The following is a 21942-nucleotide window of genomic DNA, read 5'->3' on the forward strand; positions in this document are numbered from 1 at the left end:
TACCCCCTAGCCTCTAATACCATTTCACTTTAAAAATGATACGGATATGCAAGTAGCGCCTCGACTTCGCTCGGCGACCAGAAGCAGAGTTGCAGAGGAAGCGATTTCTATCAATAATTTCGTGAAATGGTATAACCTCTAGCCCCTAGCCTCTTCTCACTTACGAACTAACTTTGTATCCCAAGTGTAAAAGCCGACTGTATCCGGCATTCTAGAGAATCGTCCTATGCGATAACCGCGCGAGAGTTCATTTAGTACTTTGCTTTTTACTTCTCGCACTTCTTCTGCATTCAGGTTGCCATAAATTCCCGTGATGACTTCAGCCACACTAAAAACTTTCCCTGGATGTTGTCTAAAGAAAATGGTTAAAGCATCAATCAAAAATTGTCCTTCATAGGCTTTGAGCATTGGAACAACTTTGACTTGTGGTACGACAACAGGCTTTTTCTTAGTTTTCCCTGTCTTAGAGTTAATGCTGGTTTGATTGGTGGTGACTAAACTCAAATCTAAGGTGTAACAACCTGGTTCATTAGGGATACCAAACCAAGCTTGTCGTTCTCTACCTTGGGTGAGTGAAGATTGAACTCTACCTTTGACCACTTTAAATACATGGGGTTCTAAGTCACCATAAAGCGATCGCACGATGAAATCTATGTGACAAACAGTACCCAAATGTTGTTCTAATAGCTGTTTGATAGCTTCCATCCGAGTTAAAGAGTTATACTCGCTCAACATTGGGATATCTACATTGTTCAGCGAGAAATCTTTGTTTGAGAAAGTTAGGTCTGGAACTGGGGACTCGTTGATGTTGGTTGTTGTTGCAGAACTATCTGTTTCTAATGCTTCTGTGTTTGCTTGTGGTGAATCTGAATGCGCTTCTAATTCGCCATTAGATTTCTGAGACGAAGGAGATAAAAGTAAATCTTCTTTAGAAGCAGAGAGCATTTCGTTCACAACTTCAACCGTCAGTAGCTTATTGTTAGCTTCTGAGACTGAAGACCAGCTAGATAACAAACCTTCAACATTATCGAGTTGCGATCGCGCCTGATTGTATAAGGTGCCATATTCTTCAACCAATCGCGCATAGTAGTCTCGTAACTCTAACAAAGGCGTGATTAATGATTGTGGGGGTGGTTCCAATTGCAATTGCGGTTTCATAAAGCGTTACATCAACCCAAAGTGGTGTCACTTGTATAAGTCATTGGCCTTGGTTTGGCTTTTTGAGATGGCTGCGGAGATTTGCGTGGCGCTTGTGGAGGACGGCAGCTTTCGCAATATAAAGGACGAGGGCCATAAGTCTCGCGTTTAGTTGTCTGATTGCATTCTTTACAGACAAAGTGAAAGACCCTGGTGTGAATTAGTCTTTTATGCGCTCTAACAGTGTATTCCTGCACGTCTATATATTTACTTGCCATAGTCCAGAAACATGAATTTCAATTCTATCAATATAGCTATTCAAGCAAATGAAATTGAATCAGTGTGTGTTGATTTGTAAGTTTTATTCAAATCAATGATTAATTGTCAAAGCTGAAGTTGCAAATATTGCATCAAGCTAACTTGACACTCACCAATTTACTCTCTTCAGACAGAGACATCCGTATTCATCTAACTTCGATTTAAGTCTTCTGATAGTGTTTGATGTCCAGTTAGTCAGTTTAGGTTGGGAGTGTGAATCTAGAATATCACTGTGGAGAAAAATAGTTATGCCTAGTGGTCATGCAAGTCATAAAGGCACTGGAGATAAACCCAATACTAATGCTGAAGGTCGTATGGATATGGCTGCTGATAAAAATGTGAATCCAGAGGATGAGTTACTAGAAGGAGCAACCACAAATACTACAAGAACCCAAGAATTTGTGGATTATCCTCCAGCTATTCAACGTCCAGATGAGGAAACACAAAAGGAATAGAAGTTACATCTGTTAAGACTGGCGGTAGAGGTGTAAATGTCAGGACTTCTGCACAAAGCTGATCTATTAAAAATGAGTGTATGGGTGTAAATACAACACTTACACCCTCCTATATATCTCTACTACCTTGTCCCCCTTGTCTTCCTTGTCTCCCTTATCCCCCTTGCCTTATCTCCAGCAAGTTCGTAAAACACCACTCTTACGTCTGTAAAATCCCGCGTCCATTTTCGGCAAATTCATCAATAGTTTGCACTGACAGTTCGTGGTTGGTCATCGACTGCAACATTGCTAAGGGTAAAGTGAGATGGTGAGCGCCAGCTTGTAGGGATGCAACGGCTTCTTGGGGAGATTTGATACTGGCTGCCATAATTTCCGTGTTGCTTCCCTTTAAAACACTGGCCATTTCCTGGACTAATGCCACCCCATCACCTAATAGTCTAGTGGCTCGATTGACGTAGGCGATCGCATATTTTGCCCCAGCTTCTTGAGAGACTGCGGCTTGCGCTGCACTGTATATAGCTGTAACTGCACAGGGAATTTCTGGTGCTAGTTCAGCCACGACCTGAAAACCAACTAACGATGCGGGAATTTTTAAGACTGTTTGCTGTCCAATTAACTCAAAGGCGGCTCTGCCTTCTGCTACCATTTCTTCAAATTCAGCAGCCATCAATTGATAAAATACTGGCCCTGTAGTTAATTTTGCCAGTTGTTTTAACGTCGTCTCAACAGGTAACGGGCTTTTGGCTAATAATGTTGGGTTAGTAGTGATGCCTTTTACCCAACCTAACTTTTTAGCAGCTTCTGCTTCTGCTGCGATCGCTGAGTCTAAAAATAAGGTCACTGAGTTTATTTTCCTTAAAGTCCCATCGCTGGCATCATACCAATTTTAGCTTTATAATTTCAGTCTTTTTTGGATGATCAGAATTTCAGAGTCAGAATCCTGGCTACATAATTCTGGACAAATCAGCCTAAATTAACTGATTTATGATTGCTAACTATGGTACATCTGTTCATTAGCTTTAACGGGAATTTGAATGGAACAGGTCTGACGACAGCAGTTTTGATGTTCGTGAAATACTGTAGAGACGTTACATGTAACGTCTCTACATAGTTTTGGTAAGACTTTGATAGATTAAGGTTTGATTTGCCAAACTTTAACAGATTTATCACCACTACCACTATATAAAGTCTGACCATCACTACTCAAGGCAAGTCCATAAATGCCACCGCCATGTCCAAGCAACTCCAAGACTGATTTTCCAGTGATGATGTCACGCACTATAATTGATCTACCTAAACCGCCAGTAATAAATGTCTTGCTATCGGGACTGATAACTAACGCATCAATACTTGAACCCAACGAAAAATTATGAATTAACTTTCCTGTGTTCAAGTTCCAAGCTTTGAAACTTTTGCCATCTGTAGTCCTAACCCCAGCAGATTGAAAACTATCGTCATAGCCACCACTCAACAGCATTTTTCCATCATTACTAACAGCAAGAGTAATTGGAGATGATGCTTTTTCCGTACCAGTAATTAGGTCTTCTTTTTTTGGTAGAGGTGGGGTAAAACTGCGTATTTCTTTACCTGTTAGCATATTCCAAACTCTAATTTTGCCGCCATTTTCACCGCCACTATAAAGAGTTTTACCGTCACGACTAATCGCAAGTGCTGTTGCTTCTACTTTCAAGATGCGATCAATTTTGCGAGTTTTGAGATTGCGAAATTTGATGGTTGTATCACCACTACCACTAATTAAAGTTTGTCCATCTGGGGTCAATAACATGGCTCTCACCCCTGTTTTTTCGCCAATTGTGCGAATTTGCTCGCCTGTTTGCGTATTCCAAAATTTGATAGTGTTATCGAAACTAGTACTAATCAAAGTTTGAGCGTCTGGAGTAATTACTATTGATTTAATTTGCTCTTTATGTCCAGTTAAAGTCCGCAGCAACGCACCTGTATTTGGATTCCAAAGCTTGATTGTTTTATCATCGCTACCACTAGCAAGAAGTTGACTATTGGGTGCAAGAGCTAATGCACGAACAGGTTCAGTATGTCCTGATAAAGTTAATTTCAAACGCTGTGGTTTATCAGCCTTTGTAGCAACAGAAGGTGTATCTGCTATAACTTGCAGGCTTGGAAGCATACTTAAAGGTATAAGTAAGTAAAAGCCAATTAATGTTAAATTTTTAAATACAAAAGGCAGTTGCATAGTGATACAGTAATCCTATTCGATTATTCCTTTAATATTTAAAGTATAGGAAAATACCTGTATTTGTATGACTCATTTCATATTTATGTAACACTTATGGCTCTCCTAGACTAGCTATAGCAAATTAATACTTAATATCAGGTTAAATCCTTACATAGTCTGGGATTCAGGAGTAATAAAGTAAATTTTTATTAAATCATTGTTTTTATATTAGCGAAACCTTGTTATATCAATCATTTGAGCCATTTTTTAGTGTTAATTTATCAACCCAAGTCTGGGAGAGCCACACTTATTTTTAACAGTACTGTCTTTAATAGCTATACTATGAAAAACGATCAATGGCAGATACTCAAACAAAAACTGACAGATGAAGCAGACTTATCCAATATCTGGGGATTTTATATGGATAATTTTGCAGATCATCCAGAATTTACTGACTTGGGTGAGCCTGCTTATAATCAATACCTCGATAATGTTATTCGCAAAACTTGTCAGCAAATGTTTGGCAGAGAAATCAAGATTAGTGACTTTTTCTTAATTTATATTGCCAAACATCATTTATTTCATGGAGCTTTCTTTGTTGAACGGCGAATTGGAGGTGTGATTTATTTCGAGGATATCAAAGTAGGGTTAATTGCAGTCTCGGCAGATTATCCGCCTACTGATATGGTTAAATATTCTCGTTTTTCTGAGGTACTGCAATTGCCGAAACCTAATCGTAATGATCTCAATTAAATAGAAACCTCAGACTGGAAGTCTGGGGCTAGACAAACAAAGCCTGCACTTCGACCCTTTGACAAGCTCAGTGAGCATCTTTGCAGGCTAATTAGGTTTTGATTAATAAAAACTACCAGATTTGCGATGTTCAATTGCGGTCATGCCGTCATTGGTTAACATTTCGCCTTTATCTACAACAGCATAAATCAACCATCGATCGCCACATTCTAGTTGATTTTGGACTGTACATTCTAAATAGGCTAATGCGTCATCAAGAATTAAGCAACCATTAGTAGCAGTTTGGGTAGCAAGATTAGCAAATGGGTTATCGCCGGAAGTACTTTGGCGGGAAAAATAACGGCGCACATTTCTGCCTTCTTTGAGAATATTCAACACAAATTTATCGCCGGGATGACGCATTAAATCAGCATTTTGTTCTGGAGAAATGGCAATCATAATTCCGGGTGGGTTAAAAGTGGCTTGTGATACCCAAGAAGTTAAAATTCCTTTGTGACTGTTTTGGTCACGAGTTGTCACAACACACAAGGAACCAACTATTCTGCCGACTGCTTGTTCTGTGCGGTCTACTTGTGCTTCTGTAACGGCTTGGCGAGGAACACGGAGTTTTTTGGTTTTTTTCAAGGTTTGAGCAAATGTCGCACCTGCATCTTTACACTGTTGCAAAGTCTCGGCTGTAGGGCTAAAGCGCACACGTATGGTTTCAAAACCCAAGCGATAATTTGCATCTGTAAGTTTGCTTTCTAATAAATCAATGGCTTCACCACTCCAGCCGTAGGAACCAAAGACACCTGCTAATTTGGTTTTGGTAGCTGTTGATAAAACTATTCCTAAAGCTGTTTGAATTTGGGTGGGTGCATGACCGCCTAAAGTGGGGGAACCGATAATAAAGCCGTCGCAAGCTTCGATAATACGTGTAATTTCGGCTGTTTCTGCTAGTTCGCAGTCAATTGATTCTACATTAATGCCGTTTTGAATTAATCCTTGGGCGATCGCATTCGCTACAATTGCCGTATTCCCATAAGCGGAAGCATATAATAAGGCGACGCTAAATTCCTGAGCTTTCTGCCCTTGGCACCATTGGCGGTAATCATAAGTAAAGCGACTCAAACTGTAACGCACAACCGGGCCATGTGCTGGTGCATAATATCTTGCGCCTAATGTTGCCAATTTATCTAAAGCAACTTCGACTTGTTTGGCTTGGGGTGCATGAAGACATTCAAAATAATAACGGCGTTCTGCGTCTAATTTTTTCCAGTCTTCGTCAAAAAGCTTATCTTCGCAGATATGTGCGCCAAAAAATTTGTCTGTATATAGAATTTTACTGGCAGAATCATAAGTACAGAGTCCATCTGCCCAACGGGGAGTCGGTACAGTCACAAATGACAACAAATGGCCTTGTCCCAAATCTAAAGTATCTTCCGAACGTACCGCTTGAATGTGTGACTCTAATTCGGGAAAAGTGGACTTTAACGCATTAACCGCCGGACGCGAACAAATTATGGTTGCTTGTGGTGCATGAGACAGTAAGACTTTCAGTGTGGCGCGGCGGTTGGGGTTGACGTGGTTGAGAATGATGTAATCTAGGGTTGCTAAATCTAGATGTTGTTTTAATTCGTGAATGTAGATTTCGGTAAACGATTCACCCGGTGGGTCAATTACAGCTTTTTTATCAGCTTGAATTAAATAAGAGTTGGCTGTGGTGCCTTTTTGGCGGGAATATTCAACCTCAAATTTTAGCCTGTCCCAAGTGCGCGATCGCAAAATAATTGTATTTTGTCCAATTTCAGCAACCTGGACATCTCTAGGACGGCTGGGTGTGATAGTAGCAATAGACATATTAACCTCTTAAAATAAGTCTGAAGTGTGAAATTTTAAAAGTATAAAGTTTGAGGTATGAAGCAAAAATTTTTATGGTTTAGTTTTTATTTCATACTTCATACTTCCTAATTCATTATTGATTTTGACGAGTTTTTCTGTAGCGTTGCGATATTTGTTGTTCTGGGTCAATACCTTCAAAAGTTGGTGGTAGCCAAACTCGTAAAATCAAGAGAATGCCGAGAACTAATAAAAAGGCGCAAGCTGCTAAAACCTGAGTCCAATTAGTTTCCAGCACACCTTTAACAATTACTTCGCGCAACGCAGAAACAATCGAAACTTCTACCGCTACACCAATAGATATCCGTTGTTCTTGTAAGTAAATAATCAGCAGTCGGAACAACTCAACTAAAATCAACAGAAATAGAATATCAGCAGTCACAACTTGGAAATTTAGCGGAGGAAGTAGGGAGAGGAACATATCTCTCACCTGAATCGCCATGAAGCTAAATAAGCCAATACATAAAGAAATCACAATCACATCTTGAATCATTTCCAAGCTGCGAACAACACGAACTCTATTAACTTCGTAGGCGGTAATTGGGCTATCATCAACAGGCTTATACATGGCTTTTTATGTGAATAGAGACTGCGTAATTAATTAAGTAAAAAGGTAAAATTAAGTCTTATATTTTGACTTATTACTATTCGCTTTTGACTTTTACCTTTTTACTTTTGACTTGATTTAGTAGTGATTACCAATTTTGCGGTGATGAACGGCGGTGAGTCCGTTGATGTTTGCGACTCTTCCAGTTTGCACGGTGCTATAAATCACCCAATGATCGCCACAATCCATCCGGCTGGTGATTTCACATTCCATGTAAGCTAAAGCGTCAGCCAGAATTGGACAACCATTAGCAGCAGGATAGGTTTTCACACCAGCAAAGCGATCGCTACCAGGAGGAAAACGCTTGAGGAAGTGTTTCATATAGCCTTGGTACTTCCCTTCTTCCAGGACGTTTAACACAAAGCGATCGCCTACGTGCATTAAGGATTCAATGGCGCGTTCTTTCGCCACAGCAATGGCTACACCTAAAGGATTACCACTGGCTTGTGTCACCCAAGACGCAAACATGGCGCTTTGAATTTCTTCTTTCTTTGCAGTGATGATGTATAAGCCTGTGCTAATGCGTCCAAGAGCTTTTTCTAAATCAGTGTTGATGGATTTGATTTGTTTAATGGCGCGATCGCGGTTTAACCAGAGTCCGATATCGGTTCCCGCTTCATCACACAATTGTTCTGTCACTCTGCTAGGAGTTTCTTTAATTAAAATTGGTGGAAAAGCTTCAGTTAAGCCAATTTCTTGAAACTTGTTACGCAATGGATAAACTGGTTCATCTTCTCCACCACCCGACTCAAATAAACCAATTGCTTGTTTATAGTGAGCCGCAGCTAATATTGTACTTAATGCTGTTTGGGCAACTATAGCAGATTGGGGTGGCATTCCGATCACTAAACCCGCAGCTTGTGAGACTAATTCCCGAATTTCTTGCGGTTCAGTACTATTTAGGGGAACTAATTCTACGACTACTCCAGTTCTGGTAATGCCATGTGCAGTATAACGGGCGATCGTCTCACTATAACCGTAATCTTCTGTGTAGAAAATAGCTACAAATTGCTCAGTTTTAGTTTGTTCTAAACTCCAAGTTTGATAGCGGTCTAGCCATTCGGAAATATGATGCTTTAATAATGGGCCGTGTCCAGTAGCAACTGTTGCTATTTCCAATTTTTCAATGCGTTTTAATGCTGCCAAAACTGAGCGGGCATTTGGCCCCATTAAACAATCATAGTAATAATGAAAATCTTCTTCAATGATGGCTAAATTTTCATCAAAGGTATGGTCATCACAGTAGTGCATTCCAAACACATCACAGGTAAAGAGAGTGCCTGTTTTGTGGTCGTAAGTAAAGATGGTGTCTGGCCAGTGTAGGTTAGGCGCTGAGATAAATTCTAACTCATGACCATTACCTAAATCTAAGCGATCGCCACTTTTTACCGTAATCGATTTAAATGGCTGGTGAACCATATTTTCTAAAAATTGAATCGCCACCTTGGCACCCACAACAGTAATATCTGGTGCTAATTGCAAGATATCTTTAACTAGTCCACTATGGTCTGGTTCTGTATGACTGATAACTAAATAATCTATTTTTGTTGGCTCAATTAATCCTATTAATATTTCCAGGTACAATTGCTCAAATTTACGGTGGGAAGTGTCAATTAAAGCAATTTTTTCACCTTGAATTAAAAAAGAATTATATGTTGTCCCGTTGCGTAAACCAAATTCAACATCAAAACGCTCTCTGTCCCAATCAAGGCAACGAATTGCAGTAGTTTGAGTAGCAATTTTAATAGTTTGGATAGTTAAACGTGATGGATTAGAAAGAATTGAATTATTTTCTGTAAGTGCAACCATTGGGTTTCTCCAAAAATCAATTTATCTGGAGTGAATCTGCTTACTCTTATGTTGGACTGTTATCTTCAATTAGTAAAATGCCAATTTCTAAAGACACTCATTAGTAAGTTTTATTCATGACCCAATTTTGTTTACCATTGATTTATATCAATGTGTACCATTAGTTTTGAATGATAAAATACCCGACTTCTTCAAGAAGTCAGTTATCTAAATCTCACTAAAATTGCAATTTAAGTCTTCATGTCCTCAATGTTTCTTCCTCCACCGACACAACAAATTCATAGCGACATCATCGAAAGTGCTGGTGTGGAAATGTCGGTACTGCGTCTCGACTTGATGCACTCTTGGGTTAACGGTAATAAGTGGTATAAGCTGAAATACAACTTATTAGAGGCAAAAGAAAGAAATTTCACCACATTGTTAACATTTGGTGGTGCTTATTCTAATCACATTTTTGCCACCGCCGCCGCAGGTAAGTTATTTGGTTTGCAGACAATTGGTGTCATTCGCGGTGAAGAAAGGCTACCACTAAATCCGACGTTGAGTTTTGCGCTAGAACAAGGGATGCAGCTTGTCTATATGAGTCGCACTATTTACAAACAACGCAATTCTCCAGAATTACAAGCAGAACTCCAAGAACGTTACGGTGAAGTGTTTATTATTCCTGAAGGTGGATGTAATTTAAATGGTGTGCTTGGCTGTACAGAAATCCTCAAACAAGCAGAAAATTTTGATATTGTTTGCGTTGCTTGTGGGACGGGTACTACTTTTGTCGGGATTTTACTTTCTCTCACTCCACAGCAAAAAGCAATTGCTTTTCCGGTTCTCAAAAATGGTGGATTTCTGCAACAAGAAATCGAAATGCTATTGCAGAATTATCTAGCGGCTGATTTACCGATATCAAATAAATCTTTGTGTGCGTGGGAATTAATTTGTCATTATCACTTCGGCGGTTATGCCAAAGTTAACGATGAATTACTAAAGTTTAGCCAGCACTTTCAGCAAATCTACGGTATACCTTTAGATTATGTATACACCGCCAAGATGTTTTATGGTGTGATGGATTTATTACAGCAGGGTTTTTTTAGTAAAGGCGATCGCATTTTACTAATTCACACTGGTGGTTTACAAGGTAATTTAGGTATACAGAATAGCTATTCGGGATACTCGATTTCTTGAAGGGTATGAGAAGAATTTACGTAGCTCACTGAAACAACTCCTACAAAAGAAACTCTCAGTTTACAGTGATAAGAAGAATTTTCCCAATCATCACGGTAAGATAAATCACAAAGTTCTTGTTCTCCATCAGGATGAAGATTATGCCCCATAGAGTTCAGTTTTTCAACTATACTTTGAAATTTATGTAAGACCACTTGATGGATTTCTTGTTTAATTTTAGTAGCTAATTCTTCCCTAATTGCATCTTTACTTTCATTATTCAATGTATTTTCATCAAAAGCATTGATAGAAAAATTTTGATATTTTTTGTTCACAGTAAACAACACCCAAGATGGAAAAATTTGTATAAATAAGCTATTTATTTGTTAAATAAATCTTTTCTCTCTATTTAAATATTCAATCATCAGCTTCATTGGAAATAAGATGAGCATATCCAGTTGCTACAATCATATCAAAGTCAATTTTCAGTTTATAGTAATTATCTGGCTCTAAGCAATGATCACAAAAGGCAATATAATCTTTTGTCTCTTCAGATAAACTTATATTATGGCCTTCATTATTTAGATGATTGATTATCTGCAAAAGCTGAGGCTTAATTATAAGTTTAAGTTCATTTAATATTTCATCTGCTAATAAATTAGCTAACTCCCTAGCTTCATCTGTGTCTAAGCCGCATTCAGCAAATGATTGGGCTGAAAATCTTTCATCTATCATGATATGTTGAATAGTTTTTTATCGGCTAAAAGTAGTAGGGTAGGCAAAATTTGCCCACCCGACAAATTTAATTTATGCCTTTGAGTTTGCGAGTGCTATCAACTAAACTTTGAGCAAAATCATCAAATCTTTGGGAAAGTTTTTCGTCTAATAACTTACCTTCTGGGTTAAAAGCACCCCAGGCTTGGCCGATCGCGATTTGTTCTGGAATCACCCAACCATGTACCCAGCGCACAATTAAGCGTAAATCATTCAGGGCGTTGCTATTAGATTGACCTCCCAAAACGCTAATAAGTCCTGTGACTTTCCCTGATAGTTCTTCAAAACTCATTAAATCGAGGGCGTTTTTTAATACGCCACTCACGCCGCCGTGATACTCTGGTGTTGCCAAAATCAATCCATCTGCACCACTGACAGTATCACGCAGGCGTTTAACATCAGGATATTCGGGATATTCTTTTTCACCGTTGCAAAATGGTAGCTGGAGTTGCCGTACATCCAAAATTTCTACATCTGCACCTATGGCTTGTAATCTTTGGGCTGCTACTTGTAAAGCCAACTGTGTGTAAGAGTTAGGTCTTAAACTACCACCAATGCCAACAATTTTTACCATAATTTCCTCATCTATTACAAATAAGAAGTCTGAAGTCTGAAATGAAGCAAGAGTTATAGGCTTTTAGCAATTTATATAGGCTGCTAGACCCCCGACTTCTTCAAGAAGTCGGGGGTCTGACCATTCCCACTTCTTTCAATTAATGAGATGAACTACTTGTACAGAATTACGATTGCAAGTCATAATCATTACGACTATGTTTATCTTAGCGAGTTATGGTTTTGTAGTCAAATTTGTCGCAGCAGTAGATATGAAAAGTCACGAAAAACTGTACTAAAGCAAATAGTCAGTCAAGCTTGGTTCACTTCCCACACCTCCCACACTTCCCACACTCCCCACACCCCAGGAGTATAATTTATCCCACTAAAATAAAATTCCTTGAGTAGCATAGGTAAAGAGAGTAGGGAATAGTTTGGTGTAGAAGTTAGACTAGATAAAAAACCGTGATTTCCAGTTATTACAATTTTTGCTAGAAAAAGAGGCATAAAATCAGCGCGAAGCTCATGCCAGCAAAAAAAGGGTTAAATGATATGAAAAATTTTAGGAGACAGGCATTGATGCAACAGCGATCGCCCATAATCAAACCAACTAAGGCCAAACCAGAGTTAGACAAAACCCGCCAAAAGCGAACAAAAAAATCTGTGGCTTGGTCTGGGGCGTTAATCGCCAGTTTAATGATGTTGCCAAATATGGTGGGCGGTACGCCAGCCCTGGCACAAAGAGCTGATCGCGAAATTAGTTATGGCGAGTTGATTAGAAGAACCGAAAAAGGCGAAGTTAGAAAAGTTGAGTTAGACGAAACTGAACAAACCGCCAAAGTATATTTACAAGGGCAGAAGCCAGATACACCACCGCTACAAGTCAGACTGTTAAATCAAAATACAGAGTTAATTAATAAGCTCAAAGCCAAAAACGTCGAGTTTGGGGAAGTTTCTTCTGCTAACAGTCGGGCGGCTGTTGGCTTGTTAATCAACTTGATGTGGATTTTGCCACTGGTAGCATTAATGTTACTGTTTTTGCGCCGCTCCACCAATGCTTCTAACCAAGCGATGAACTTTGGCAAATCCAGAGCGCGTTTTCAAATGGAAGCCAAAACAGGGGTAAAATTTGACGATGTGGCAGGTGTAGAAGAAGCCAAAGAAGAACTCCAAGAAGTTGTCACCTTTTTGAAGCAGCCAGAAAGATTTACGGCTGTTGGCGCACGGATTCCCAAAGGTGTGTTGTTAGTCGGGCCGCCAGGTACAGGTAAAACATTACTGGCAAAAGCGATCGCAGGGGAAGCTGGTGTACCATTTTTTAGCATTTCCGGTTCGGAATTTGTGGAAATGTTTGTTGGTGTGGGTGCTTCTCGTGTGCGCGACTTGTTTAAAAAAGCCAAAGAAAATGCGCCTTGTTTAATATTTATTGATGAAATCGACGCGGTAGGTAGACAACGGGGTGCAGGTATCGGCGGTGGTAACGATGAGAGGGAACAAACTCTCAACCAATTGCTGACCGAAATGGATGGTTTTGAAGGTAACACAGGCATTATTATTATTGCTGCTACCAACCGTCCCGATGTTTTAGACGCAGCCTTATTACGTCCTGGACGCTTTGACAGACAAGTCATTGTGGATGCGCCAGATTTAAAAGGGCGATTAGAAATCTTGCAAGTTCATGCCCGAAATAAGAAAATTGATGAGAGTGTATCATTAGAAGCGATCGCCCGGCGGACACCGGGTTTTACAGGTGCAGATTTAGCCAACTTACTCAACGAAGCCGCCATTCTCACCGCCAGAAGGCGCAAAGATGCCATCACCATCTTAGAAATTAATGATGCAGTTGACCGCGTAGTAGCGGGGATGGAAGGTACACCTTTAGTAGATAGCAAAGTCAAACGCTTAATTGCTTATCACGAAATTGGTTACGCCATCGTCGGAACCTTGCTTAAAGACCATGACCCAGTGCAAAAAGTCTCTTTGATTCCGCGCGGACAGTCACGGGGTTTAACTTGGTTTACCCCCGATGAAGAACATTTTCTCATGTCGCGATCGCAGCTATTAGCCAGAATTACCGCCAGATTAGCTGGAAGAGCCGCCGAAGAAGTAATTTTTGGTTTACCAGAAGTCACTGGTGGAATGCGCGAAAATCGCAAATTAGAATTAGCGACAGCCATAGCCCGACAAATGGTCACACAGTATGGTATGTCCGAAATTGGGCAATTTTGCTTAGAAGCCCCCAATAGCGAGGTATTTTTAGGGCGTGACTGGATGAACAAATCCGAATATTCCGAAGAAATTGCCTCCCAAATTGATCGCAAAGTGCGGGAAATTGTCAATCAATCCTATGACACCGCAAAACGTCTGATTCAAGAAAACCGCACATTAGTTGACCATTTAGTAGAGATTTTGATTGAACAAGAGACCATTGAAGGAGAACAATTCCGTCAAATTGTCGCTGAATATCAAAGTCAACCGATAGCTGATGGAGCGACAGTAGCTGTACCTAATTAAAATTACGCACCAAGATTCTCTGTTGAGAAGGGTGTAGGGGCAAAATTAAGTCAAAAGTTAAAAGTTCTTTTACTTTTGAATTTTGACTTATTTGTAGGGATATAGGTATTCAAAACCCTTATACCCTCACACCCTTTTTCATCACCTGTAACCTGTAACCTATCAACTGTCACCCGCTATAAAAAATCCCCTGGTTTTACGGTTGTCACCAGAGGAAAAATTAATATTGCTCTAATTTAGGATGTTTTTCTTGTTATTAGCATAGCAATATTGACTAGTTTTAAGGTGCCAAAATGGCAGAAAAAAACAATTTTTTTACAAAGTGAAATTCAGAATTCATCGTAATTTTAAAATTCATATAAAACTCATATTTGATTTATTAAAAAAATCAGTACACTTAGATAAGACTTTTTCCTACTCCAGCCTACACAAGTAGATTCAGAAATCAACTCTCTACTAAATTCCAGAAATAGCCATCTGGTGCAGTGAAAGAAAAACTTCTTTCTCGAAACTCATTTTCGATGAGGTTCGTAAAGTTTAGCACCTGACTGGACTTGATGCGATCGCAATATTCATCGATGTGCTGCACACGGTAAGTATACAACGACATTCCTAAACTTCCTGGTTGGGCGGCTTCAAACCGTGATTCTAAGTTCATAGCTTCGGGAAAACGAACTACGTAAAGTCTCCCACTCCGCGCCGCCATTAAGTCAGTTTGGGAAGAACGGGGATCATCAAAAGTTGTGACGATAAATTTTTCCCCTGGCTTGAGGTCAAATAAATCTCGACCTGCGGCTGAAGATTCATAGCTAGTTTCGACATCATCGCGCACACGCAACAAACCTAAAACTTCCTCATAAAACTTCAGGCTAGTTTTGCTATCGTCTTGAACAATAATCCCTATATGGGTAAACTGGCTGGTTTTAAATACCGATGCTTCGTTGATATGTCCGTAATTTGGGATGGTGTAACCAAATCTTTGAAATAAAACTTGTCGAGTTAAGGGTTGCAGCAGTAACATTTCTCGCACCCCGACAGTTTGGTCAATAAAAGGGCGGCTTTTGCGTTCTTTGTTGTAAATTACTTCCCAGTAGGGAATGCTATAGCGCACTGAAAAACCAGCAGCTTTGGCTTCTTCCGCATGATTTAAAATTGTTAAAATATCAGAGGTGAGGGTAGTTGCCCAACGACTTCCCTTGGTTTTCATGGATGCTAACCCCAAACCTTGATTAGTGGGGTTTTGCCAAACCATCAACCGAATCAACCCATGATCTGTATTTTGATGATATAGGCGAATGGAACGCAAAGCAGAATTTACACCATATAATTGATAGGCTGTGTCCGCAGGTAATTGACCAACTTGTCCAATCCGATAACCAAATTGTTCCCAATATTGAATGCCAAAAATTGGGTCGGGAACACCAATACATACTTCATAAATACCTGTTATTTTAGGTTCTTTTTCTAGAGTCATACTGAATTTAATTTAGATATAACCAAATAATATTAATTCAAAAATAAGGTGGAGGAACAGGATTTTTTTGTCTCACGCAGAGACGCAGAGGCGCAGAGGTACAGAGAGGTACAGAGAGTTTATTTGTCTGTGATTTGGTTTAAATCTTGGAGGACGGCTGCGGCTGATTGATAGCGATCGCTAAAATGATAGCGTACCATTTTATCTAAAATTATTCTGAGTTCGGCACTGATTTGGGCTGTGGGTTGCCACATAATATTGCCTGTGTCTGGGTCTGGTTGTAATTCTTGGGGTAAGATACCAGTAATCGCTTGAATGCCCATCATCCCCAAAGCATAAATATCACTCGATAAGCGCGGATGTCCTGCAAATTGTTCTGGTGGTGCATAGCCCCTTGTGCCAATAGCAACTGTGGGTAATTCTGTTTGTTCACTAGTTGGTGGCTGCATTAATTTCACTGCACCAAAATCAATTAAAACTAAGCGGTTATCTTGATTACTTCTAATAATATTGTGGGGTTTAATATCTCGGTGAATTACTCGATGTTCATGGACAAATGCTAAAACTTCTAATACACCTTTGAGCATTTCAATCACAAAAGTTTCAGTTTTTGCGCTATGTACAGGTGCTAATTCTTCGTGGAGTGTATGTCCAGCAATGTACTCTTCGACTAAATAAAATTCCTGTTGGTCTTCAAAATAAGCCAGCAAGGCAGGGATTTGGGGATGTTTCCCTAAAGCTTCTAAGATTTCGGCTTCAGTATTAAATAATCTGCGGGCGACTTCTAAAAATTTTGGGTCTCGACGTGCCGGCATTAATTGTTTGACAACACAAGTAGGACTCCCCGGACGTTGAGTATCTTTGGCTAAATAAGTACGACCAAATCCCCCTGCGCCCAAAACTCTAGAAATTTGGTAGCGTCCACCCAACAGTAAATCTCCAGTTCTTTTTTCGGGTTGTGTAACTATGGCTGCGGTGTGGGTATGTTGGTCAATAATTTTAGTCGCTTCTGTGGCGGAGGTAGTTTCTTGTAAGAGAATATTTAATTGAGCGATCGCTTCTTGTTGTTGTTCAACTTGCTGAATAATTAATTTAGTTTGCTTTTGGGTGTTATAGGCTGTATAAACTAACATCCCCACACTACTAAATACAAAAGCCGTCGCTGGGGGAATCAAGGGTATCCAAGCCGCAAGTAAAAATAAAACCCCGCAAATTCCCACCAAAATAGCAAGGACTAAACCTCCCACAACCAACAGCATTAAGGGATGTCCCCACCGCCAGCCTAAAAAGCTACCTAGCAAAGACCAAGCCAACACCCAGATTATTTCTAGCCACTCAGGCCAATACCAAATTAATGGTCTACCATCTAACACTGTACTGAGAATTTGGCTGGTTATCTGGGCATGAATGAATAAATTTGATGTTCTAGTGGGATGGTTTGGTGAAGCACTGTAGGGAGTATATACCCCCGGATGAATACTAGTAGCAGTAGTGCCAATAATTACTAACTTATCTTTGATCCAGTTGGGATTAACTTGATTGTTGAAAACTTGAGAAAGAGTAACTGTTTGGGCTAGGTGATCAGGGTGGCGATAATTTAGTAATGTTTGATAACCAGCCGCATCTGTCCCAATATAACTACCAGAATTAGCTGAGAGGATGGGGAAAGTGGTTTTACCAAGATGGAAATATTTTTCTGCAAAATCTACATTGATTCCTTGTTTCTCTAAATAAATAATCGCCATTAAACCAGCAAAGGAAAATTGCGTTGCACATTTATTGCTATTAGTCGGTTCGGCAAATATTAAACTCCGGCGAACAATTTGGTCTTCCTCATTATCAGAAAGTAAATCGCTATAACCAACATTATCGAGAGGGAAATTGGGCGGTGGCGGAGTTTCTGATCTACCTTTACTGCTTAACAAACAAGTAGCAACAATGTTCTTTTGATTAGCAATTCCAGCCGCCAGATTTTTTTGATCTGGGCGATAAATATTTAGACCAATAACACGGGGTTGATAAGATTCAAGTTTAGTTAATAACTGATTGATTGTGGCATCAGATAATGGCCATTTGAATTGTGCCAAATCTTCTTCAGTAATTGTAACTAGTAATAGTCGCGGATCTGGTGGTTCTGAAGGACGCGATCGCAACATTTGGTCATAAGCTTTTAACTCCCAAGGTTGCAACCACTTCAGTTCCCGCATTCCCCACACCAAAGCAGTAACTCCCACACCAGTGACGACAACCATTCGCCACCAGTGAATCTTTGTCAAGGTGTCACGATAATCTTGATTTTGGTTTAAGGCAGTTCGCAGGTATTGTAATATTCCACTAATCACAGAGTTGTAGTAGAAGGCAGGAGGTAGGAGAATTTTAGATTTTAGATTTTGAATTGAATAGCAGAAGAATGCAGTTTTACATTTCAGACTTCATACTTTAATTTAGCAACTTACGTACCTCAAGGTTACTGTTTAATTTCTCTCTAAAAATGATAGCTTGTATAAGCTATATTAATTTTCTCCTTCCAATCAGCAAACTCAGTCATGTCAAGCACTACCATTGAAACCATAATTGCAGCCTACTTTAGTAACATTACCGCCATGAATCCAGAAGGCTGGATAGAGAACTTTGCTGAAGATGCAGTGAGTTATGACCCAGTCGGTGAACCCCCAGTCAAGATTCGGGATGATTATCACCGATTTATCGGGCAATTGCAAGCTGTCTTTGACAAACTAGCCGCAACAACTGAACATATTTTTGTCGCTGCTAATGAAGCAGCAGTCAAGTGGACAATGCAAGGAGTCAGTAAAACTGGTAAATCAGTCAGCTTTGAAGGAATCACCATTTTTGAGATTAACCAATATGGCAAAATTCAAACAACCCGCGCCTACTGGAACCCCAAACAATTGGTAGCACAGTTGCGGTAGGAGATGAGGTTGCAGTCAGTAAATCAGTTCAACAGATTTATGGTTTAGATAAGTTCTTATCTAGCCTCGCCAGCAAACCGATATCGGGAGCATTAAATTTTTTATTTAGCGAGCAAAGATTAATCCTTTGAGATAGGCACAATGATGAGCTAAGAAGTGAGGAATATTCTATATAAACTTTTGTATTAGCTTTCAACATTTCTGTGGTAAATCATAATTATCATAGAGAACTTTCATGTGTCGGCTAAACTGTTCTTCTAAAAAATAGCTACTTGAAAATTCACTTGCAAAAGAAACCTGATGAAAATGATAATCTAAATTCAGTAGGTTGTAGACAAGTCTCAAGAAATAATCATCTATCCAAAAATCTACATCAAACAGGGAAATGCCATATTTTCCTTCTAACCTGCGATTTAAAGTTTTTAACAACCAAGACCATTGAGGTTTGAGGGTCGGATCGATGCGATTGCCAAATAAAGGATTAAAAAACTGATTGACTTGAGTTTTTCTCATTTCAATAACTTTAGTTAATAAATCTGTTGCCTGAATTGGGGATGAATTAAACCAATAGTTAGCAACTAGTAAATCATGTAAATAAGCTACAACAATTTTAGGGTTTTCTTTAATGAACTGCGAACGACAAACAATGCCTCTAATTGATGGAATTCTTAAACTATCTGTTTGAGATAGAGGCAGCTTTCTAACAAAAGCATATCCTTCTAAAATTGACGCAAAAGTGTGACAACACACATAGGCATCTATAGTTTTGTTAGCGAGACTCCTACTAGCCCTTTGTGGATCTTCATTTACTAATCTGCAATCTTTACTGACATCCATATTATAGAGATCAAACAGAGTAATGATGAACCGATGAGCATTTGAACCAAATAAAGTAGAAATTCGCTTTCCTTTAAGTTCCTGGACAGTATTTATGGCAGAATCTTTATGGATAACGATATTCACATCCTGACCCAAAAGATTATACGAAGCAATTCCAATTAATTTAGAACCGAAACTTAAATCATCAAAAAATTGACTACCATTATTCAAGAGAGAAATATCATCTAAAATACAAATATCTAGTTCTTTGCGCTTCATCTGCCGATTCATTTCTTCTCCAGAAGAAAAGGGCAGAATTTGTAGCTCGAAATCTCGATTAATTTCAATATTTTTGAAAATAGGCTGTTCAATTAATGAGGATGATCTTTGTAAATCAGAAATATACTTAGTTCCATAGCCTGCAATAAATTGTCCTATGGAATCACGCTGAATCCCTATTCTTAGAACATTTTCTTCCTTAGCAGAAGAGCCACCTAAAATTAAATTTACATTAGGCACACTTTCCAAGTTATTTTGTTCGAGTCTAAAACTTCTGACTAAACCTTCTGCGGAGATTAACAATTCACTAAAGCGGGGAACATGAATATAAATTCCATATTCATTAACATCTTGTATACTCAGGGTTAAAACTTGGTATTGAGATATAATATCAGCCTCACAAAAGTCTGGTAAGATAGTTGATTTCTGATTTTCTGAAGCAGATTTTAGGACATCTTGATAACTAGTTAGTAGGTTAACTCCACTTAATTTATTCAATAAAAATCCATTTTTAGATAGTTCTCGATGAACTTCATCTAAAAGTACGACTTCATCCCAATCAACCTCATGTGTTTTAATCAAGCTATAATCATCGAGATATTTATTTTTCCCAAAAGAGAACAACACCATTTTATGAGTTGTTAATCTAGTACAGTGGTGTTCTTCCTTATATCCAGGGCAACTGTTGAGTAGTAAATCTATATCTAAAAGTTGAGAATTTGAGAAAAAACTACTACTTTGAGCCTCAATTTCTTTGATATTTCTACCGGGAAAACAAAGCTGAAATCGCTGCAAATATTGTTTTAACCAGACTTCTAAAATTAAACTAGTCGCCCCCAATATTAAATCTTCACCCTCGGCGCTAAATGTTGCGTGAAATTCTTCTCGCAGATTTTCTACCGTTTCAACGACATTAAGTGTTTGAGAAATCAATTTCTTGCCTTTATTAGTTAAGCATATAGAGCCAGGAGAGCGATTCAGCAGAATTACTCCAAAATAATCCTCTGCTTGCTTTACTTTTTTACTAATTAGTGCTTGACTATATCCTAGTTTTTGGGCTGCTTTCGAGAAGCTACCACAATCATCTACTGCTTTTAAAATTTTGAGGTGATTGAGGGTAATATCTTCGAGTTTAATCTTATTCATGCAATGCAGGTCAAGATTTTGAATTATAAGCTAACTAAGTTATTTTGTTGTGTGTATTCGGAAATAACTAGTTTGTGAAAGCGAATAGTATCTTCTAACATCGATTCAAATTTGAGTATGATTAAATCAACGCCAACAGTTTCGTATTCTTTCAGCCGTTGAATAATAGTATAGCGATCGCCTACCAGTTGAGCAGATAAACCAAGATTAGCTTCAATGGTTTGACTGATATCTAGTTTGTTGTGAGCAACTACGTTAGGATCGATTTGCTCTTGAAAATATTTAATCTGCTGTTGATCCGCAGAACGATAAATTGCGGCTAGTCTAGCTTCAGCTTCGGCTGTATGTTCCCCAACGATCGCAAACGCACTCATAGCTACTTTAATATTACGACCGTAGCGATCGCTCGCCAATTTTTTCACCTTCTGCACCAATGCGGCTGTTTTTTCTGGTTCATCAGCATTGATAAATAAATAATCTCCGTGACGGGCTGCTAAATTAATGGCTCTATCAGATTCGCCAGCAATGAAAATTGGTGGTGTTGGTGTTGGTTTATCAGTGATAATACCACCTTTAATAGTGTAGTATTTGCCAACATAATTAAAGTCATCGATTGTCCACAGCCCCTTGATGACATCAATATACTCTTCCAATCGAGCGTATCTCTCACTATGAGGTAGCCAAACATCTCCATAACTTTCTACTTCTAACTTCCACCATCCAGCAATTCCACTCAGGGCAAATCTGCTGTTACTTAATTGATTTTGAATGTTTGCACTCACATTGGCAACCACCGCAGGTAGTTTAAAACCAGGTTGTACAGCTGCCACAATCTTGATGTTCTTGGTGTTCAAACTGGCTAAAGCTGCCGTAATCCATGCGTCAGCGACATTATAGTCAGGCCCATGAACTGCATTCAAGTAATGTTCAGGAATGTAATAGAAGTCATAGCCTAACTTGTCTGCTTCAATTGCCAACTTTACCAAATCTTGTGTAGATACATTAGCCTCGTGATTCACAACCCGCAACCATCCACCACAGACAGGCGACCAAATTCCAAACTGAAGTGGCATAAATATTTCTCCTATGCTTTTTCTCCAAGGCATTAATTAAACTACGGTATTTTTATCTTGCCACCGTAGTTT

General features: G+C 39.1%; 19 protein-coding genes. 5 read left to right on the top strand and 14 right to left on the bottom strand.

Annotated elements, in window-relative coordinates; translation table 11 throughout:
• Positions 1-156 precede the first annotated feature (156 nt).
• Both H6G75_RS07960 and H6G75_RS32910 read right to left on the bottom strand, forming a co-directional pair.
• Positions 157-1158: a hypothetical protein gene (locus H6G75_RS07960; protein ID WP_190979413.1), complete on the bottom strand. Its 1002-nt coding sequence runs from the start codon at positions 1156-1158 to the stop codon at positions 157-159.
• An 11-nt stretch (positions 1159-1169) separates the two neighbouring features.
• On the bottom strand, positions 1170-1415 hold the full coding sequence (locus tag H6G75_RS32910) for a hypothetical protein (protein WP_206756988.1): 246 nt from the start codon (positions 1413-1415) through the stop codon (positions 1170-1172).
• A gap of 288 nt (positions 1416-1703) precedes the next feature.
• Here H6G75_RS32910 and H6G75_RS07965 point away from each other — a divergent pair, with 288 nt between their 5' ends.
• The gene (locus tag H6G75_RS07965; protein WP_190979414.1) at positions 1704-1910 is read left to right on the top strand and encodes a hypothetical protein; all 207 of its coding nucleotides are present in this window, start codon (positions 1704-1706) and stop codon (positions 1908-1910) included.
• Positions 1911-2109: 199 nt separating this feature from the next.
• Here the strand turns inward: H6G75_RS07965 and H6G75_RS07970 are convergent, their stop codons facing one another.
• The gene (locus tag H6G75_RS07970) at positions 2110-2751 is read right to left on the bottom strand and encodes a transaldolase family protein (protein WP_190979415.1); all 642 of its coding nucleotides are present in this window, start codon (positions 2749-2751) and stop codon (positions 2110-2112) included.
• Between the two features lie 291 nt (positions 2752-3042).
• Entirely contained in the window at positions 3043-4122 is a 1080-nt protein-coding gene (locus tag H6G75_RS07975; RefSeq protein ID WP_190979416.1) for a WD40 repeat domain-containing protein, read from the bottom strand.
• 324 nt (positions 4123-4446) lie between these two features.
• On the opposite strand from H6G75_RS07975, the gene H6G75_RS07980 reads away from it, so the two are divergent.
• Positions 4447-4857 carry a hypothetical protein gene (locus H6G75_RS07980; protein ID WP_190979417.1) on the top strand — a complete coding sequence of 137 codons (411 nt, stop codon included), beginning with the start codon at positions 4447-4449 and terminating at the stop codon, positions 4855-4857.
• A 102-nt stretch (positions 4858-4959) separates the two neighbouring features.
• On the opposite strand, the gene H6G75_RS07985 is transcribed toward H6G75_RS07980, so the two are convergent.
• The 3 genes from H6G75_RS07985 to H6G75_RS07995 all read right to left on the bottom strand — a co-directional run bounded on the left by H6G75_RS07985 (position 4960) and on the right by H6G75_RS07995 (position 9151).
• Positions 4960-6696: a diflavin flavoprotein gene (locus H6G75_RS07985; RefSeq protein ID WP_190979418.1), complete on the bottom strand. Its 1737-nt coding sequence runs from the start codon at positions 6694-6696 to the stop codon at positions 4960-4962.
• Between the two features lie 115 nt (positions 6697-6811).
• Positions 6812-7303 (bottom strand): phosphate-starvation-inducible PsiE family protein, encoded by a 492-nt coding sequence (locus tag H6G75_RS07990; RefSeq protein WP_190979419.1) that lies wholly within the window; start codon positions 7301-7303, stop codon positions 6812-6814.
• A gap of 117 nt (positions 7304-7420) precedes the next feature.
• Entirely contained in the window at positions 7421-9151 is a 1731-nt protein-coding gene (locus H6G75_RS07995; protein ID WP_190979420.1) for a diflavin flavoprotein, read from the bottom strand.
• Between the two features lie 240 nt (positions 9152-9391).
• Between H6G75_RS07995 and H6G75_RS08000 the strand changes: the two genes are divergently transcribed.
• Positions 9392-10330, top strand: a complete 939-nt coding sequence (locus H6G75_RS08000; protein ID WP_190979421.1) for a 1-aminocyclopropane-1-carboxylate deaminase/D-cysteine desulfhydrase — start codon at positions 9392-9394, stop codon at positions 10328-10330.
• Here H6G75_RS08000 and H6G75_RS08005 read toward each other — a convergent pair.
• The 3 genes from H6G75_RS08005 to H6G75_RS08015 form a co-directional block, all read right to left on the bottom strand.
• Entirely contained in the window at positions 10306-10644 is a 339-nt protein-coding gene (locus H6G75_RS08005; RefSeq protein ID WP_190979422.1) for a hypothetical protein, read from the bottom strand. The genes H6G75_RS08000 and H6G75_RS08005 overlap by 25 nt on opposite strands.
• Positions 10645-10726: 82 nt before the next feature.
• Positions 10727-11044 (bottom strand): hypothetical protein, encoded by a 318-nt coding sequence (locus H6G75_RS08010; protein ID WP_190979423.1) that lies wholly within the window; start codon positions 11042-11044, stop codon positions 10727-10729.
• 67 nt (positions 11045-11111) lie between these two features.
• Positions 11112-11657, bottom strand: a complete 546-nt coding sequence (locus H6G75_RS08015) for an NADPH-dependent FMN reductase (protein ID WP_190979424.1) — start codon at positions 11655-11657, stop codon at positions 11112-11114.
• A gap of 530 nt (positions 11658-12187) precedes the next feature.
• On the opposite strand from H6G75_RS08015, the gene ftsH reads away from it, so the two are divergent.
• Entirely contained in the window at positions 12188-14149 is a 1962-nt protein-coding gene (ftsH, locus tag H6G75_RS08020; RefSeq protein ID WP_190979536.1) for an ATP-dependent zinc metalloprotease FtsH, read from the top strand.
• 445 nt (positions 14150-14594) lie between these two features.
• On the opposite strand, the gene H6G75_RS08025 is transcribed toward ftsH, so the two are convergent.
• Together H6G75_RS08025 and H6G75_RS08030 are read right to left on the bottom strand one after the other, a co-directional pair.
• Positions 14595-15623 carry a VOC family protein gene (locus H6G75_RS08025; RefSeq protein ID WP_190979425.1) on the bottom strand — a complete coding sequence of 343 codons (1029 nt, stop codon included), beginning with the start codon at positions 15621-15623 and terminating at the stop codon, positions 14595-14597.
• 119 nt (positions 15624-15742) lie between these two features.
• Entirely contained in the window at positions 15743-17965 is a 2223-nt protein-coding gene (locus tag H6G75_RS08030; RefSeq protein WP_190979426.1) for a CHASE2 domain-containing protein, read from the bottom strand.
• Positions 17966-18169: 204 nt separating this feature from the next.
• Between H6G75_RS08030 and H6G75_RS08035 the strand changes: the two genes are divergently transcribed.
• Entirely contained in the window at positions 18170-18553 is a 384-nt protein-coding gene (locus H6G75_RS08035; protein ID WP_190979427.1) for a nuclear transport factor 2 family protein, read from the top strand.
• A 192-nt stretch (positions 18554-18745) separates the two neighbouring features.
• On the opposite strand, the gene H6G75_RS08040 is transcribed toward H6G75_RS08035, so the two are convergent.
• Together H6G75_RS08040 and H6G75_RS08045 are read right to left on the bottom strand one after the other, a co-directional pair.
• Positions 18746-20797: a LysR family transcriptional regulator gene (locus tag H6G75_RS08040; RefSeq protein WP_190979428.1), complete on the bottom strand. Its 2052-nt coding sequence runs from the start codon at positions 20795-20797 to the stop codon at positions 18746-18748.
• A gap of 23 nt (positions 20798-20820) precedes the next feature.
• Positions 20821-21870, bottom strand: a complete 1050-nt coding sequence (locus H6G75_RS08045) for an LLM class flavin-dependent oxidoreductase (RefSeq protein ID WP_190979429.1) — start codon at positions 21868-21870, stop codon at positions 20821-20823.
• Positions 21871-21942: the final 72 nt, after the last annotated feature.

Origin of the sequence: Nostoc sp. FACHB-280 (assembly GCF_014697615.1) — a bacterium.
In the GTDB taxonomy this organism is placed as follows: Bacteria; Cyanobacteriota; Cyanobacteriia; order Cyanobacteriales; family Nostocaceae; genus Nostoc_B.

Coding starts and splice junctions, on each gene's coding strand:
- H6G75_RS08015 (WP_190979424.1), bottom strand. CDS start 11,657: ATGGTAAAAATTGTTGGCATTGGTGGTAGTTTAAGACCTAACTCTTAC.
- H6G75_RS08045 (WP_190979429.1), bottom strand. CDS start 21,870: ATGCCACTTCAGTTTGGAATTTGGTCGCCTGTCTGTGGTGGATGGTTG.
- H6G75_RS07975 (WP_190979416.1), bottom strand. CDS start 4,122: ATGCAACTGCCTTTTGTATTTAAAAATTTAACATTAATTGGCTTTTAC.
- H6G75_RS32910 (WP_206756988.1), bottom strand. CDS start 1,415: ATGGCAAGTAAATATATAGACGTGCAGGAATACACTGTTAGAGCGCAT.
- ftsH (WP_190979536.1), top strand. CDS start 12,188: ATGAAAAATTTTAGGAGACAGGCATTGATGCAACAGCGATCGCCCATA.
- H6G75_RS07985 (WP_190979418.1), bottom strand. CDS start 6,696: ATGTCTATTGCTACTATCACACCCAGCCGTCCTAGAGATGTCCAGGTT.
- H6G75_RS08000 (WP_190979421.1), top strand. CDS start 9,392: ATGTCCTCAATGTTTCTTCCTCCACCGACACAACAAATTCATAGCGAC.
- H6G75_RS07965 (WP_190979414.1), top strand. CDS start 1,704: ATGCCTAGTGGTCATGCAAGTCATAAAGGCACTGGAGATAAACCCAAT.
- H6G75_RS08040 (WP_190979428.1), bottom strand. CDS start 20,797: ATGAATAAGATTAAACTCGAAGATATTACCCTCAATCACCTCAAAATT.
- H6G75_RS07995 (WP_190979420.1), bottom strand. CDS start 9,151: ATGGTTGCACTTACAGAAAATAATTCAATTCTTTCTAATCCATCACGT.
- H6G75_RS08010 (WP_190979423.1), bottom strand. CDS start 11,044: ATGATAGATGAAAGATTTTCAGCCCAATCATTTGCTGAATGCGGCTTA.
- H6G75_RS07990 (WP_190979419.1), bottom strand. CDS start 7,303: ATGTATAAGCCTGTTGATGATAGCCCAATTACCGCCTACGAAGTTAAT.
- H6G75_RS08035 (WP_190979427.1), top strand. CDS start 18,170: ATGTCAAGCACTACCATTGAAACCATAATTGCAGCCTACTTTAGTAAC.
- H6G75_RS08025 (WP_190979425.1), bottom strand. CDS start 15,623: ATGACTCTAGAAAAAGAACCTAAAATAACAGGTATTTATGAAGTATGT.
- H6G75_RS07960 (WP_190979413.1), bottom strand. CDS start 1,158: ATGAAACCGCAATTGCAATTGGAACCACCCCCACAATCATTAATCACG.
- H6G75_RS07980 (WP_190979417.1), top strand. CDS start 4,447: ATGAAAAACGATCAATGGCAGATACTCAAACAAAAACTGACAGATGAA.